The sequence below is a fragment of the Bradyrhizobium sp. 23 genome (assembly GCF_023073295.1).
GTDB lineage: Bacteria > Pseudomonadota > Alphaproteobacteria > Rhizobiales > Xanthobacteraceae > Bradyrhizobium > Bradyrhizobium canariense_D.
This window is the reverse complement of the sequence record NZ_JADPJF010000037.1, coordinates 301,516-315,878: the sequence shown is the minus strand read 5'-3', so window position 1 is coordinate 315,878 and position 14,363 is coordinate 301,516. Positions and strand designations below refer to the sequence as shown.

General features: G+C 64.0%; 12 protein-coding genes and 1 pseudogene. 7 read left to right on the top strand and 6 right to left on the bottom strand.

What is annotated here, in order from left to right; all coding sequences use genetic code 11:
* From IVB32_RS07600 to IVB32_RS07590, 3 genes are all read left to right on the top strand, one after another.
* The coding region (locus IVB32_RS07600) for a heterodisulfide reductase-related iron-sulfur binding cluster (RefSeq protein ID WP_247410063.1) at positions 1–956 on the top strand (956 nt) is incomplete at its 5' end.
* Between the two features lie 99 nt (positions 957–1,055).
* Entirely contained in the window at positions 1,056–1,409 is a 354-nt protein-coding gene (locus tag IVB32_RS07595; protein WP_083926345.1) for a histone, read from the top strand.
* 415 nt (positions 1,410–1,824) lie between these two features.
* Positions 1,825–2,829 (top strand): TorF family putative porin, encoded by a 1,005-nt coding sequence (locus IVB32_RS07590; protein WP_026232529.1) that lies wholly within the window; start codon positions 1,825–1,827, stop codon positions 2,827–2,829.
* A 243-nt stretch (positions 2,830–3,072) separates the two neighbouring features.
* Here the strand turns inward: IVB32_RS07590 and IVB32_RS07585 are convergent, their stop codons facing one another.
* Entirely contained in the window at positions 3,073–4,836 is a 1,764-nt protein-coding gene (locus IVB32_RS07585; RefSeq protein WP_018453429.1) for an ABC transporter ATP-binding protein/permease, read from the bottom strand.
* Positions 4,837–5,148: 312 nt separating this feature from the next.
* Between IVB32_RS07585 and IVB32_RS07580 the strand changes: the two genes are divergently transcribed.
* Both IVB32_RS07580 and IVB32_RS07575 read left to right on the top strand, forming a co-directional pair.
* The gene (locus IVB32_RS07580) at positions 5,149–6,813 is read left to right on the top strand and encodes an L-lactate permease (RefSeq protein WP_026232530.1); all 1,665 of its coding nucleotides are present in this window, start codon (positions 5,149–5,151) and stop codon (positions 6,811–6,813) included.
* Positions 6,814–6,951: 138 nt separating this feature from the next.
* Complete coding sequence (locus tag IVB32_RS07575; protein WP_018453431.1) at positions 6,952–7,350, top strand: META domain-containing protein; 399 nt, start codon at positions 6,952–6,954, stop codon at positions 7,348–7,350.
* Between the two features lie 196 nt (positions 7,351–7,546).
* On the opposite strand, the gene IVB32_RS07570 is transcribed toward IVB32_RS07575, so the two are convergent.
* The 3 genes from IVB32_RS07570 to IVB32_RS07560 form a co-directional block, all read right to left on the bottom strand.
* Positions 7,547–8,758 carry a hypothetical protein gene (locus IVB32_RS07570; RefSeq protein WP_247299347.1) on the bottom strand — a complete coding sequence of 404 codons (1,212 nt, stop codon included), beginning with the start codon at positions 8,756–8,758 and terminating at the stop codon, positions 7,547–7,549.
* 200 nt (positions 8,759–8,958) lie between these two features.
* Positions 8,959–10,590 carry a chaperonin GroEL gene (gene groL / locus IVB32_RS07565; protein WP_247410062.1) on the bottom strand — a complete coding sequence of 544 codons (1,632 nt, stop codon included), beginning with the start codon at positions 10,588–10,590 and terminating at the stop codon, positions 8,959–8,961.
* A gap of 142 nt (positions 10,591–10,732) precedes the next feature.
* Complete coding sequence (locus IVB32_RS07560; protein ID WP_007596954.1) at positions 10,733–11,029, bottom strand: co-chaperone GroES; 297 nt, start codon at positions 11,027–11,029, stop codon at positions 10,733–10,735.
* 313 nt (positions 11,030–11,342) lie between these two features.
* Here IVB32_RS07560 and IVB32_RS07555 point away from each other — a divergent pair, with 313 nt between their 5' ends.
* Entirely contained in the window at positions 11,343–11,864 is a 522-nt protein-coding gene (locus IVB32_RS07555) for a hypothetical protein (RefSeq protein WP_018453434.1), read from the top strand.
* Positions 11,865–12,113: 249 nt separating this feature from the next.
* Here IVB32_RS07555 and IVB32_RS07550 read toward each other — a convergent pair whose 3' ends face one another.
* On the bottom strand, positions 12,114–12,893 hold the full coding sequence (locus IVB32_RS07550; RefSeq protein WP_018453435.1) for a protein phosphatase CheZ: 780 nt from the start codon (positions 12,891–12,893) through the stop codon (positions 12,114–12,116).
* 314 nt (positions 12,894–13,207) lie between these two features.
* On the opposite strand from IVB32_RS07550, the gene IVB32_RS07545 reads away from it, so the two are divergent.
* Entirely contained in the window at positions 13,208–14,008 is an 801-nt protein-coding gene (locus IVB32_RS07545; RefSeq protein ID WP_018453436.1) for a L,D-transpeptidase, read from the top strand.
* 73 nt (positions 14,009–14,081) lie between these two features.
* Here IVB32_RS07545 and IVB32_RS07540 read toward each other — a convergent pair.
* Positions 14,082–14,363 (bottom strand): annotated as a pseudogene (locus IVB32_RS07540) (DUF2076 domain-containing protein); the annotation flags it as partial.

The following is a 14,363-nucleotide window of genomic DNA, read 5'->3' as shown; positions in this document are numbered from 1 at the left end:
TCCTGCCGCACCCGCAGCGTTTCCGCGCCAGCATGTGGCTGGCGCGGCTGGCCCGCCCGCTGGCCGCGTTCCTGCCGACGCCGCGGCCGTCGGCGACGCCCGGCCTGGTTCTGCGCCTCAAGGCGATGCTGGCGCTGGCGCCGGACCGGCTGCCGCCGCCCGGGCCCGCCGCCGGCAGTGTGTTCGCGGCACTCGGCAAGAAGCGCGGCCGGGTCGCGCTGCTCCAGGGCTGCGCCCAGCAGGTGCTGGCGCCGCGCATCAACCAGGCCGCCATCAGTCTCCTCACGCGCCACGGCATCGAGGTCGTCCTTGTCAGGGACGAGCAGTGCTGCGGCGCCCTGACCCATCACCTCGGCGACGATCAGGACGCATTGGCACGGGCTCGCGCCAATGTCGCGGCGTGGCGCGCGGAAGCGGCCGGCGAGGGGCTCGACGCCATCCTGGTGACGGCGTCAGGCTGCGGCACCGTGATCAAGGACTACGGCTATCTTCTGCGCGAAGACGCTGCGTTTGCCGCCGATGCGGCGAAGGTCTCTGCGCTCGCCAAGGACATCACTGAATACGTCGCCGGCCTTGGACTCGCGGCCACGACGCGACAGGACAACATCGTCGTCGCTTATCACTCTGCGTGTTCGTTGCAGCACGGGCAGAAAATCACGGGCCTTCCGAAAGAATTGCTTTCCAATAACGGATTCGTGGTGAAAGATGTGCCGGAGAGCCATTTGTGTTGCGGTTCGGCGGGGACTTACAACATTCTCCAGCCCGAGCTTGCGGGCCGGTTGCGCGATCGCAAGGTCGCCAACATCGCGAGCGTCAAGCCGGACATGATTGCCGCAGGCAATATCGGCTGCATGGTGCAGATTGCCAGTGGCACGTCAGTTCCGGTCGTACACACGATTGAGCTTCTCGATTGGGCTACGGGCGGGTCGCAGCCGGCATTGAACGCGCAAGACTGAGCTTTCGAAGACTAAGCTTTCGAAGGCTGAGCTTTCGTCCGGAGATAACGGCTGAAGACACCCGATCGACCATTGTTCGGCGGCAACAGGAGGATCACGATGGCGAAAGCGAAGAAGAAAAAAAGCAAGAAGGCCAAAAAGGCCAAGAAGGCAGTAGCGGCGAAGAAGACCTCAAAGAAGGCAGCCAAGAAGTCCGCGAAGAAATCCGCGAAGAAGTCTGCCAAGAAGGCTCCAAAGAAATCTGCGAAGAAGGCCGCGCCAAAGAAGGCCGCTAAGAAGGCTGCGCCTAAGAAGGCCGCCAAGAAGGCTGCGAAGAAAGCGGCGCCGAAGAAGGCGAAGGCAGCTCCGAAGCCGTCAACGCCGGCAGCTCCGGCTCCCGAGCCTGCCGCCGAGACAAGCTGGGCGATGCCTTCGTCTTCTGCGGACACGACACCGGCCGAAGGACAAGGTTAGGCCCAAGGTCAGGCCAAAGGCTGGATCCAATCCGACGACCATGATCGGCAACAGGAAGGCCGCAGCCGGCGATGCTGCGGCCTTTTTGCATCGGCGCGTCGGCGCGCGGGGATGATCTCGTCGGGAAGCAGCCTGATTCGTGGCACGGGCAGCACGGTACCGCCGGACCCGTACTAACGCGGGCCTCCCAGTGCACTTTGGAATGCAAATAATGTGATCGAGAAGACACACGGGCTGACAACCTTTCGTGGAATCGTCAGAACGCCCAAAAAGTCGGCAGATGCCCGCGTTTTTTGCTTCACGGTTTGCCTCACCCCATCCAGATTGCCGCAGTTACGAAATTTGCAATCAGGTCGAGCGTTCCGGGGGCTTCCGGGATCCGGCTGGGGTCTTAGAACTGGTGATGGGGATCGAAATGAAAAAAGTGGCTTTGTTGGCAACGGCGCTGGCAATGGTGACGGGCTCGGCTTTCGCGGCAGACATGCGAGTGAAGGCACTGAAGGCCCCGCCGGTGGTCGCGTTTGATCCCTGGGATATCGCCTTCGGCGGCGCCATCATGAGCGACTACATCTTCCGCGGCGTCACGCAGTCGAACCACAAGCCGTCGGTCGCGGCCTATTTCGAGCCGCGCTACAACGTCAACAAGGACCTCCAGCTCTACGTCGGCGTGTCCGCCGAGAGCATCTCCTTCGCCAATCGCGCTGCTGCTGAAGTCGACATCTACGGCGGTATCCGCCCGACCTTCGGCGCCTTCGCCTTCGATATCGGTGTCTGGGGCTACCTGTATCCGGGCGGCAGCTGCGCCGACAACGTGCTCACCGGCGGCATTCCGGGCGGCAACGTCTGCGGCGTCAGCACGACCACTATCTTCCTCGCCGACGGCAACGTCATGAAGAAGGACGTCAGCTTCGTCGAAGTCTACGGCAAGGTGAACTACACCATCAACGACAGCTTCACGGTCGGCGCGACCGAGTACTACTCGCCGAACTTCCTGAACTCGGGTGCCTGGGGCAACTACGCTTCGTTGACCGCCAAGTACACGGCGCCCAGCACGGCCTTCGGTGCTTCCGGCATGGGCATGTACGTCTCGGGTGAGTTCGGCCGGCAGTGGTTTGGTACTTCGGACGCCTTCTACGGCACCGGCGTCGGCACCGTTTTCGCCAACGGTATCCCCTACAAGGACTACAACACCTGGAACATCGGCATCGGCTTCACCTACAAAGTGTTCACGCTGGACCTGCGTTACTCCGACACCGACCTGAACAAGGGTGATTGCAACGCCTTCACCAGCGCCTTCAACGCCACCGGCACCACCAACGTCACCGCGATCAATCCGGGCGGTGCTGGCTCCAACTGGTGCGGCGCGGCCGGCATTGCCAAGCTGTCGTTCGACCTGACGGCCATGAGCAACCTGAAGTAAGCTTCTTCCCGAAGCGACTTGATGAGGGCGGCAGGGCAACCTGCCGCCCTTTTGCTTTGGGGCTTTGGGGCGTAGGCCAGGGGCCCGCATGGTTCGAGACGGCCGCCTCCGGCGGGCTCCTCACCATGAGGGGTCACAGATCTCACCGCGAGGACAGACCTCATCCTGAAGGCCGAAAAAGGCGGGCGTCTCGAAGCACGGCCGCAACCAAGGGCCATAGCCTCAGAGCTTCGTCGGGCCGTCTCAGCGTGCCGCGCTCGGCTCCTTCTCGACCGGCACACCACCGTCACCGAGGACGTGGATCGCGCCGTGCTTCACCATCGTCACCTTGCGGGTATGGAAGGCTTCCAGCGTCGAGCGGTGGCCGATCGAGACGAGGGTGGCCTGTGGCAGCTTCTCCGCCAGCAGCCGGTACAGGCGGGCCTCGGACGGCTCGTCCAGCGAGGCCGTGGCCTCGTCCAGGAACAGATAGTCCGGCGCGTGCAGCAGCGCGCGGGCGAGCCCGAGGCGCTGCTGCTCGCCCAGCGACAGCATCCGGTTCCAATGACCGTCCTCCTCAAGCCGCTCGGCGAGGTCGGGCAGGCCGACCGCGATCAGCGCGTCCCTGACGCGTGCAGTTTCAAATGCGCCCGGCGCGGCCGGATAGACCACCGCGTCGCGCAACACGCCGACCGGGAAATAGGGGCGCTGGGGCAGCATCATCAGCTTCGCTTTTTCCGGGACGAAGATGGTGCCGGTGCCGAACGGCCAGATGCCGGCGATGGCGCGGAACAGCGTCGACTTGCCGGAGCCCGACGGTCCGGTCACCAGCACGCGCTCCGGCGTCTGGACGGAGAAGGCGTCGGTGGCGACCAGCGGCGTGCCGCTCGGCAGGTTCACGCAGAGCTGTTCGAGGGTGATATTGCGATTGCCGCCGGCGGCCTTGAGGGCGATCGCAGGCTCGTGCGGCGGCAGGTGCGCGGCCGCATCGACCGACATCTCGAAGCCGTCGAGGCGGGCGACGATCGAGCGCCATTCCGCCAGCGATCGGTACGCCGTGACGAAGAACGACAATGCGCCCTGTACGCTCGAGAAGGCGGAGGCGGTCTGCATCATGTCGCCAAGCTGGATCTTCTTGGCGAAGAAGGCCGGCGCCACCAGCACGTAGGGAAAGATCACGGCGGCCTGCTGATAGCTCGCGGTGAACGCGGTGAGGCGCTTGGTGCGGCTCATGATGGCATACCAATTGCCGATCACGAAGCCGAAGCGGTCCAGCAGCCGGCCGCGCTCGGCGCCTTCGCCCTTGAGCAGCGCGATCTGCTCGGAATTCTCGCGGACGCGGACGAGGTTGAAGCGGAAGTCGGCCTCGAAGCGCTGCTGCTCGAAATTGAGATTGACCAGCGGGGCACCGATCCAGTGCGTCAGCGCGGTGCCGAAGATCGCGTAGACCAGCGCGCCCCAGCACAGATATCCGGGGATCATGAGGTCGGCGCCGAACAGGTGCAACGGCGCAGCGTTGGAAAGCCCCCAGAGGATGATCACGAAGGAGAACAGCGTCACGATCGACGAGAGCAGGCCGAGCCCGATGGTCAGGGTCTGCTCGACGAAGTTCTTGACGTCCTCGGTGATGCGCTGGTCCGGGTTGTCGGCCGCATCGCCCTTAAGCTGCATGCGGTAGTGGGTGGCGCCTTGCAGCCATTCGCCCAAATAGTGCCGGGTCAGCCATTGCCGCCAGCGGATCTGGAGCCACTGGTTCAGGTACAGCTTGTAGACCGCCAGCGCGATGAAGGCGGAGGCGAGGCCGATGAAGATCCAGATCTCCCTGACGAAGCTATCCCAGTCACTTGCCTGCAGTGAGCTGTAGAACCGGTTCTGCCATTGATTGACCAGGACGTCGATCGCGACCAGCGCCAGCTCCATCGCGATGACTGCGGCAAGCAGGCCGCGGCCGGCCCATTTGTCCTCCGACCGGAAATAGGGGGCGGCGATTCGCCAGACGATCGCGAGCGTGGCGCTGATGTTCTTCACAGAGCTCTGTCTCCTGAGGGATGTGCACAACTGCCCGGGGCCAAAGACTTGGGACGACGGCGGAAATCGGCGCGCTTAGACTAAAGTCGCAAGTCCTGCAATTTGCGTTGGCTTGTCGCAGCTTGCAACCCTAGCATGGGGCTCGACGGCGCGGGGTGGGGGCCTTCGGGATTTCGCGAGCTTGTGAGCGGACGGGAACCGCTGCATTCGCGAGGAATTCGCGTCCAGCTCGGGGGTTATCGCTTCAGCGTCAAGCAGGATCGGCTGTCCACGCGGGCCGCCTGCAGCACACATGCGTGGGGGAGGAAGATCATGTGGAATCAAGTTTATGACCCGTTGCACAGCCCCGTGCTGTCGACGATCGCGGCGGCAGTCCCTGTCGTCACATTGCTGGTCCTGATCGCGAGCGGACGGGTCCAGGCTCATATCGCAGCGGTCATCGCTGTGATCGTGGCCAATTTGATCACGATCTTCGTCTTCACCATGCCGGCGAACATGTCGATCCGCGCCTCGGTGCTGGGCATCGTCACCGGGTTCTTCCCGATCGGCTGGATCGTTCTCAACGTCATCTTCCTCTACCAGGTGACGGTGAGCACCGGGCGCTTCGAATTGCTCAAGCGCGCGGTCGGCGGCGTCACCGAGGACCGGCGGCTGCAATTGCTGCTGATCGCGTTCTCGTTCGGCGCCTTCTTCGAAGGCGCCTCGGGCTTCGGCACGCCGGTCGCGATCACGGGCGCCGTCCTGATCGGCCTCGGCTTCTCGCCGCTTGCAGCAAGCGGCCTGTCGCTGATCGCCAACACCGCGCCGGTCGCTTATGGGGCGCTGGGCACGCCGATCCAAGGCCTTGCCTCGGTGACCGGGCTTGATCCCTACATCCTCGGCGCGATGGTCGGCCGGCAATTGCCGTTCTTCTCGCTGATCGTGCCGTTCTGGGTGGTGTGGGCGTTCGCGGGCTGGAAGGGCATGAAGGACGTCTGGCCGGCGATCCTGGTCACCGGCGTGTCGTTCGCGGTCCCGCAATTCGTGATCTCGAACTACGTCAATCCCTGGATCGTCGACATCGGGGCGTCGCTGATCTCGATGGGGGCGCTGATCCTGTTCCTGAAGGTCTGGCAGCCCAGGCAGCTCTGGCTGTCGCCGGCGCTGCGCGGCCGCGATGAATCGGCCGCCACCATGGCCGCGGCAAAACCGATGGACAAGACGCCGCTGACGCAGAGCGAGCTGTTCAGCGCGCTGCTGCCGTGGATCATCGTCTGCATCGTGATGCTGATCTGGGGCAATGGTGGATTCAAGACCTGGGCGAACTCGATCTTCACCTGGAACTATCCCGTTCCCGAGCTGCATCAGATGATCAACAAGATGCCGCCGGTCGCGCCGGGGCCGACGAAAGAGAGCGCGGTGTTCGGCTTCACCTATCTCTCGTTCACCGGCACCGGCATGCTGATTGCGGCGATCATCTCAGGCTTCCTGATGGGCGTCGGTCCTGGCCGGCTCTTGACGGAATACGGGCGCACCATCCGGCTTTGCGCGATCTCGCTGATCACGATCTCGGCGATGCTCGCGATTGGCACGCTGACGCGGCTCTCCGGCGTGGACGCGACGCTCGGTCTCGCCTTTGCTGCAACCGGCGTGCTCTATCCCTTCTTCGGCACGCTGCTCGGCTGGTTGGGCGTGGCGCTAACGGGATCGGATACCGCTTCCAACGTTCTGTTCGGAAATCTTCAGAAGATCACCTCCGAGCAGCTTGGTCTGTCGCCGATCCTGATGGCTGCGGCGAACTCGTCCGGCGGCGTGATGGGCAAGATGATCGACGCCCAGTCGATCGTGGTCGCGTCCACCGCGACGAATTGGTACGGGCACGAGGGCACGATCCTGCGCTTCGTGTTCTGGCACTCGATCGTGCTGGCCTCGTTGGTCGGCGTGTTCGTGACGCTGCAGGCCTATGTCTGGCCGTTCACGGCGATGGTCCTGAAGTAGCAGGCCACGCCCGGCTTCAAGCCAAATCCCCGCGAGGTTGCTCCTCGCGGGGATTTTTGCGTGGCCCATGGGCGAACCTTCTCAACGGCGCCGCCGTCTTATAGAAGGTGCCGCAAATCACGTCGGTCGAGAGGTCTCATGGTTTCGTTCAGGCAGATGGTGTGTGCGGCGGTTGCAACGCTCGCGATGTCCACGCTCGCGCGTGCGGAGGACGGTTTTCCGTTCGGCACCGAGATGACGCTGGAGGCGCTGCCGCAGCCGGGCTCGAAGCGGATTCCGAACATCGAGATCGGCGACAATGGCGAAGTCGTGCTGGAGCTCTGGTGCAAGGGCGGCAAGGGCCAGTTCTCGGTTGCCGGCAACACCGTGATCTTCGTCCCCGGCCAGATCCAGGACCGCTCCTGCCCGCCGGCAAGGGCCCAGGCCGACGACGATCTCGTTGCAGCCCTGGGCAGTGTCGAGACCTGGAAGCGCCAGGGTGACGTGCTCACGCTCGTCGGCCCCAAGCCGCTGCGCTTTCGCGTCAACGGCAATTAGCCCCTGCTGTCATTCCCCGCGACCCGGCTACGCCAAGGCTTCGCCGGGGTTGAGGTCCAGGGGCGCCGAAGCTTTAGCACAGGCGGCAGGCGGGGAATCCAGTACGCCGCGGCTTCTCGATTCATCAAAACCTTCTCGGAGTACTGGATCGCCCGGTCAAGCCGGGCGACGACCGAGAGTTGATATGCGGGCTACATCACTTCCACACCGACTTGTCGGCGTCCCAGCGCTGGCCTTTCAGCTCCTTGGTGAGCGCCTCGACCGAACCGTTGTCGTCGGGCTGATCGCCTTCCTCGTCCGCGGTCGCTTCGTCCGAGAGATTGAGCTTGGCGCCGCTGCTCTCGTCAGTGGTCGTGGTCGCGGGACTCCCGATCCAGAGCATGAGCTTGTCGGTCGTGCCGGGCTTGTCGGGCGAGACGAGGCCCGCGACCTCGATCGTGTCGGTGAGCTCGAGCGCGGGAAAATCCTGGTTCGGTCGCTTGAACACCAGCTTGAGCTTGCCGGTCGCCGGGTTGAAGCTTTGCGAGACCGGCTTTGCCGCGAGCGTCCTGCTCAGCACGCCAGCCACCGCGGCCGCGAGCTTGTCGCGGTTGATCTTGTCGCCCTCGCGCCAATCGGCGGCGGCAATGCGGATGGTGCGGTCCATCTCGGTCATGCCCGCGGTCCAGCCCGCGGCGGTGACGCCGGGCGTCGCCTTGAATTTCGCCAGCAGCGCGCCGGCGCGCTCCGGATCGACCGACATGTTGATGGTCTGCTCGCCCGCGCGCAGCGCGTCGCAGCCGACGGTGAGACTCGCCAGCGTCACCTCGACGTCCTGGCCCTTCAGGCTCTTCAGGAACTCGGTCGCGGCATCCAGCTTGACCTTGACCGCGATCGCTTCCGGCGAGACGTCGGTGAAGTCCTTCGGCTGCGGCGTGATGCCGTCGTCGGAGGTCTGGTTGTCGAGGAATTCCTTCTCGCTGAGATCGGAATTGTCGGGCGAGGTGACCTCGGTCACGGTCTGGCCAATGCTGATCTGGCCGCGGAATTCGAACGTGTCTCCGGCCTGTTTGCGCAGCAGCTTGACTGTGACCGGCGCCTTCGCGCCGAGGCTCTGCGTCGTACCCGTCAGGTTCTGGCCCGCGACCTGGAGATTGACGACGAAGCGGTCCTTGCGGTCGGAATTCTTCGCGACGGGATAGCAGACGTCGAGCACGGCTGCGGTGACGGTCTTGCCCTGGCGTGTCTCTTTCAAGATCACGTCGGCATTGCCGTCCATCAGCCCGTCGATCGAGGTGAAATAGCGCGTCTCGACGCCGCCGGGCGCCGTGGCCTTCGGCGCCAGCTTCATCTGGGCGGATGCGACCTCTGGCGAACCTGCAAGCAGAGCCGCCAGAACGGCCGTGGAGCAAAACACAAGCGCGCGCATCGACGAAATCCCCGGGCAAAGTGGGCATGATCCGGAAAGTGTGAAGCGGTTTTCCGACGAGATCAGGCCCAAACAATTCGAATCGGCCGTCACCGTAGTGGGTTTTGGCCGCCGGTTGAATTGGAAAGCACGGGCCATGATCGGCAAAAAGAAGGCCGCCCGGAGGCGGCCTTCGCAGCACTGTCAGGCGAGGTTCGGCCTTAGAAGCCGCCCATACCGCCACCGGCCGGCATGCCGGAGGCGGCTTCCTTCTTCGGCGACTCCGCGACCATGGCCTCGGTGGTCACCAGCAGACCGGCGATCGATGCGGCGTCCTGGAGCGCGGTACGCACCACCTTGGCGGGGTCGATGATGCCCTTCTCGACCATGTCGACATACTCCTCGGTCTGGGCGTCGAAGCCGAAGGTCTCGGACTTGTTCTCCAGGATCTTGCCGACGACGATCGAGCCTTCCACGCCCGCGTTCTCGGAGATTTGGCGGATCGGGGCTTCCAGTGCCTTCAGCACGATGTTGATGCCGGCCTGGACGTCGGCATTGGCGTTGGTCAGACGGCCGACCGCCTTCTTGGCGCGGAGCAGCGCGACGCCGCCGCCGGGGACGATGCCTTCCTGCACCGCGGCGCGAGTGGCGTTGAGCGCATCCTCGACGCGGTCCTTCTTCTCCTTGACCTCGATCTCGGTGGCACCGCCGACGCGGATCACCGCGACGCCGCCTGCGAGCTTGGCGAGGCGCTCCTGGAGCTTCTCACGGTCGTAATCCGAGGTGGTTTCCTCGATCTGGGCCTTGATCTGGCCGACGCGGGCCTCGATCTCCGGCTTCCTGCCGGCGCCCTTGACGATCGTGGTGTTCTCCTTGTCGATCACAGCCTTGCCCGCGCGCCCAAGCATCTTCACCGTCACGCTCTCGAGCTTCATGCCGAGGTCTTCGGAGATCAGCTGGCCGCCGGTGAGGATCGCGAGGTCCTCGAGCATGGCCTTGCGGCGGTCGCCGAAGCCCGGCGCCTTGACGGCGGCGACCTTCAGGCCGCCACGGAGGCGGTTGACGACCAGGGTGGCCAGCGCCTCGCCCTCGACGTCCTCGGCGATGATGACGAGCGGCTTGCCCGACTGCACCACGGCTTCCAGCACGGGCAGCATGGCCTGCAGGCCGGACAGCTTCTTCTCGTGCAGGAGGATGTAAGCGTCCTCGAGCTCGGCCGTCATCTTCTCGGGGTTGGTGACGAAGTAGGGGCTGAGATAGCCGCGGTCGAACTTCATGCCCTCGACGATGTCCACCTCGGTGTCGAGTGACTTGTTCTCCTCGACGGTGATGACGCCCTCGTTGCCGACCTTCTGCATCGCCTGCGCGATCATCTTGCCGATGGCGGCATCGCCGTTGGCCGAAATGGTGCCGACCTGGGCGACCTCGGAGGAGGCGGCGACCGGCTTGGCGCGCTTCTCGATGTCCTTGACGACGGCCGCGACCGCGATGTCGATGCCGCGCTTGAGGTCCATCGGGTTCATGCCGGCGGCAACCGACTTGGCGCCTTCGCGGACGATGGACTGGGCCAGCACGGTCGCGGTGGTGGTGCCGTCGCCGGCGAGGTCGTTGGTCTTGGAGGCGACCTCACGCACCATCTGGGCGCCCATGTTCTCGAACTTGTCCTCGAGCTCGATCTCCTTGGCGACGGTGACGCCGTCCTTGGTGATGCGGGGCGCGCCGAACGACTTCTCGATGAGCACGTTGCGGCCTTTCGGGCCGAGCGTCACCTTGACGGCGTTGGCGAGAATATCGACGCCGCGCAGCATGCGTTCGCGCGCGTCTCCGGAAAACTTGACGTCTTTGGCAGCCATGGTCTGCAATTCCTCTTCTTCGTGATGTGTCTTGCTAATTGGGTCGCCTCATTCCGGGGTCCGCGATCGAACCCGGCGGAATGATGCATGCCCGGATCGAGTGACCCGGGCATGCATTCAGCGGCCGTTCAGGCGTCTGGCCTTAGGCCATCACGCCCATAATGTCCGACTCCTTCATGATCAGGAGCTCATCGTTGTCGATCTTGACCTCGGTGCCCGACCACTTGCCAAACAGCACACGGTCGCCGACCTTGAGGTCGATCGGGATCAGCTTGCCGGCCTCGTCGCGACCACCGGGGCCGACGGCGACGACTTCGCCCTGGGACGGCTTTTCCTTGGCCGTGTCCGGAATGATGATGCCGCCCTTGGTCTTTGACTCGGCGTCGATACGTTTGACCACGACACGGTCATGCAGCGGACGAAATTTGGATTTAGTCATGACGTTTCCCTTTGGAGGCTCGCTTCGGAAGGAGAGGAAGTGGGCGGGCGGCGCTTCCGTCCACCCTTCCCGAGGATCGATCGGCGCGCGTTAGCAATCCATCTTTCAGAGTGCTAATGGTGCGCCCGGGAATATGGCTTGGCCGCGATCCTGTCAAGCAAAGGTGGTTAAGCGATTGGTGAGACGGATATAGGATGGTGACATTGGAAACTTGTTCGGGGTGCCGGCGTATTAAAGGACGTCATTGCTCCGGCAGCGGTTTTGCGCTTGGCTGCGTAAGGGGTGCGGCCATGGTTTTGTCCGGGGGAATGCCATGATCAGTTCAGCTCACGCGCGCACGGTCGCCAATCTGGCGGCGGCTTCTTGCCTGGCGCTGCTGCTTGGTGCCTGCGGCGGCGGCATGAGCCTGCCGTCCTTTTCTTCGTCCTCACCGCCCCCCGAGGCCGAGCCCGGCACCGGTCCGGAAATGCCCGCGTCGATCCGCGCCGACGAGATCGTCGGGCGCTGGGGCCTGGCCTCGTTCCAGAACCCGGCCGACCGCGCCCGCACCGAGGCTGCCGCCCGGGCCCAATGCAAAAATCCTTACGTGATCACGGCCGGCTCCTCCGGCGGCGTGATCATGCATCTGGCCGACCAGGCAACACCGCAGGAGCTGCGCCTGAAGGGCTCGCCGAGCGGCAAGAACTATATCGGGCCGGCAGGTCCGACGCCCGGCGACCAGGACCGCGAGATCGTCTCCTTCGACGGCCGCGTCCTCATCACCCGCTTCATCGACAAGGACGCCGCCACCCGCTACGGCAACATGGTCTACGTCCGCTGCGCGCCGAGGGCGTAGTCTCTATCCTTCGTCATGCCCCGCGACCCGGCTACGCCAAGGCTTCGCCGGGGTTGAGGTCCAGGGGCGCCGAAGCTTTAGCGTAGGCGGCAGGCGGACATCCAGTACGCCGCGGCTTCTCGGCTCAATCATTGCCGTCTCTGGAATACTGGATCGTCCGCCTGCGCGGACGATGACAGCGGGGGACGATAGACAACAAAAAAACGCCGGCTTGCGCCGGCGTTTCGTTATTCAGAGCGTCGCGTCCGTTCAGTCGAACAGCGCGTCGATGTCGTCCTGCGAGGCGTGGCCGACGTCGCCTGCGAGCTTCGGGCCGTTGAGAAGCTTGTCGTCATCGCTGCGGGTGTCGACCTGCGGCACGACGTGGGACTTGATCGCGTCGACGCCGCCCCAGATTTCCATCATGGAATTGATGTGCTGCTCGATGAACTTCATCGTGCTCATGACCTTGCTGATGCGCTGACCAGTCAGGTCCTGGAAGTTGCAGGCTTCGAAGATCGAGATGACGCGTTCCTGGATATCGTCGGCGAGCCGCTTCTGCTGATCGGCCGATTGCACCTTGGCCATCGCGCTGGCCGCCTGGTCGATCGACTCGGCGGCTTCGAGGATCTGCTGGGTCGCCTGTTCGGTACCGCCGACGACCGCGCCGAGCTCGCCATTGACCTTGGCCATTTCGCCGCCGTCGAAGCTCTTGCCATGCAGTGTCGCGATCTCGCGCTTGGTGCGGTCGATGGCGTCGTGGATGAGGTCGAGCTCGACCTTCAGCTTCTCGCACTGCTCGATCTGCGCTCGGTAAGTATCGAGCATGGTACGGGCTTCCGAGAGCTCGTGGGCGGTGGAGGCGTCGATCGCCGCCATGGCGGCGCTGCCGGACAACGGCGCGGTGCCCTTCGCCATCTGCGTGCGGATCGCACGCAACTCGGCCATGATCTCGCTATGCATCGGCGCAGCCTCCTCAATCATTTCGGGGCTGGGCATCTCGCCGACAATAGCCTCCTCGACACGAAAACGTTTGCGGTGAATAGCCATCAAGAACTCCCCCCACCTCACTCACGCGTCTTTGTAGGCAGAAGCGATTTAACACGAAGTTCACAGCCGGAACTGTCGTACGGCTGTGCGCGACGGCTTGCAAACGAGCGATTAACCATGCGTGCGCGGCGTTCATCGAAAATAAACGCTGATCGCCAAATTGCGCCGCTGCCGACGACGTGGTGAATCGAAATGGCGTTTCCGTTTACCAAACAAAACGGCTTTTGCTCTTTATTGACCACGTCGCGGGTGCGGATCAGCCATCACCTCGCCACGACGCATGTGATCTAGACGAAACAGTACAGAGTACGTCGATGTTCAAGAAAATGTCTGTTGCGCTGCTTGGCAGCGCTTGCACCTTCCTTGCCGGCGTCAACAGCGCCAGCGCCTTCGACAATAGCGTGCCGAACGATCCGCCCGCGGTGCTGTACCAGCCGCAGGTGCCGCCTGCGCCGGTTCGCGTCGCGTCCAATTCGAACATGGGCGGCGGCTTCATCGAGTTCATCTTCGGTGACGGGCCCGGTCGCGGTCCGGCCTACGCTCCGCAGCAGCCGGTGTATCAGCAGCAGCCGGGTTATTATGACCAGCGCCGCCTGCCGCCGATGGGCGAACCGCAGATGCAGGACGCAGGTCTCCAGCAGGAGGCGGTCGACCCGCGGCAGCGTCAGTTCGATCCGAAATTCGAGAAACAACTCGTTGACTATAGCGGCAACGAAAGCGCCGGCACGATCGTGGTCGATACGCCGAACAAATTCCTCTACCTCGTCGAGGGCAACGGCCGCGCGATGCGCTACGGCATCGGCGTCGGCCGCCCCGGCTTCACCTGGTCCGGCGTGAAGTCGATCACGGCCAAGCGCGAATGGCCGGCCTGGACGCCGCCGGCGGAAATGATCGCGCGCCGTCCTGACCTGCCGAGGCATATGGAAGGCGGCCCCGAAAATCCGCTCGGTGCGCGCGCGATGTATCTCGGCTCGACGCTCTACCGTATCCACGGCTCCAACGAGCCTTGGACCATCGGTACCAACGTCTCCTCGGGCTGCATTCGCATGCGCAACGAGGACGTCATCGATCTCTACGGCCGCGTCAACGTCGGCACCAAGGTCGTGGTGATGTAGGCGCATAGCGCTCGGAACCAAAAACGGCCGCCTCATCGGCGGCCGTTCTCGTTTGGAGCAAGGATAAGAAGCGTCAGGCGTAATCGCTGCCGCCATCATCTCCGCCGCCGAAATCGCCGTCGTCGGCGAGGTCGACATTGCCGCCGTCATTGTCGTTCTGATCGTTGTAATTCTGGTCGTCGTTCGAAGCGTGGTCGGCGAAGCCCTGCCGGGAAGCATCGCCGCGGTTCGAGCCGATGTCGTCGAGGCCGGCATCGCGCGCGAGCGAGCCGCCGGACTGATCGCTGCCGGTCCAGGGGCTGCGATCGCCCAGGGCATTGGTGTCGCCGAAGGCCTGCTGATGCGATCCGCCCAT

Excerpts from the sequence above, each read along its gene's own strand:
- IVB32_RS07545 (WP_018453436.1), top strand. The coding sequence starts at position 13,208 with ATGTTCAAGAAAATGTCTGTTGCGCTGCTTGGCAGCGCTTGCACCTTC.
- IVB32_RS07555 (WP_018453434.1), top strand. The coding sequence starts at position 11,343 with ATGATCAGTTCAGCTCACGCGCGCACGGTCGCCAATCTGGCGGCGGCT.
- IVB32_RS07595 (WP_083926345.1), top strand. The coding sequence starts at position 1,056 with ATGGCGAAAGCGAAGAAGAAAAAAAGCAAGAAGGCCAAAAAGGCCAAG.
- IVB32_RS07580 (WP_026232530.1), top strand. The coding sequence starts at position 5,149 with ATGTGGAATCAAGTTTATGACCCGTTGCACAGCCCCGTGCTGTCGACG.
- groL (WP_247410062.1), bottom strand. The coding sequence starts at position 10,590 with ATGGCTGCCAAAGACGTCAAGTTTTCCGGAGACGCGCGCGAACGCATG.
- IVB32_RS07590 (WP_026232529.1), top strand. The coding sequence starts at position 1,825 with ATGAAAAAAGTGGCTTTGTTGGCAACGGCGCTGGCAATGGTGACGGGC.
- IVB32_RS07575 (WP_018453431.1), top strand. The coding sequence starts at position 6,952 with ATGGTTTCGTTCAGGCAGATGGTGTGTGCGGCGGTTGCAACGCTCGCG.
- IVB32_RS07570 (WP_247299347.1), bottom strand. The coding sequence starts at position 8,758 with ATGCGCGCGCTTGTGTTTTGCTCCACGGCCGTTCTGGCGGCTCTGCTT.
- IVB32_RS07550 (WP_018453435.1), bottom strand. The coding sequence starts at position 12,893 with ATGGCTATTCACCGCAAACGTTTTCGTGTCGAGGAGGCTATTGTCGGC.
- IVB32_RS07560 (WP_007596954.1), bottom strand. The coding sequence starts at position 11,029 with ATGACTAAATCCAAATTTCGTCCGCTGCATGACCGTGTCGTGGTCAAA.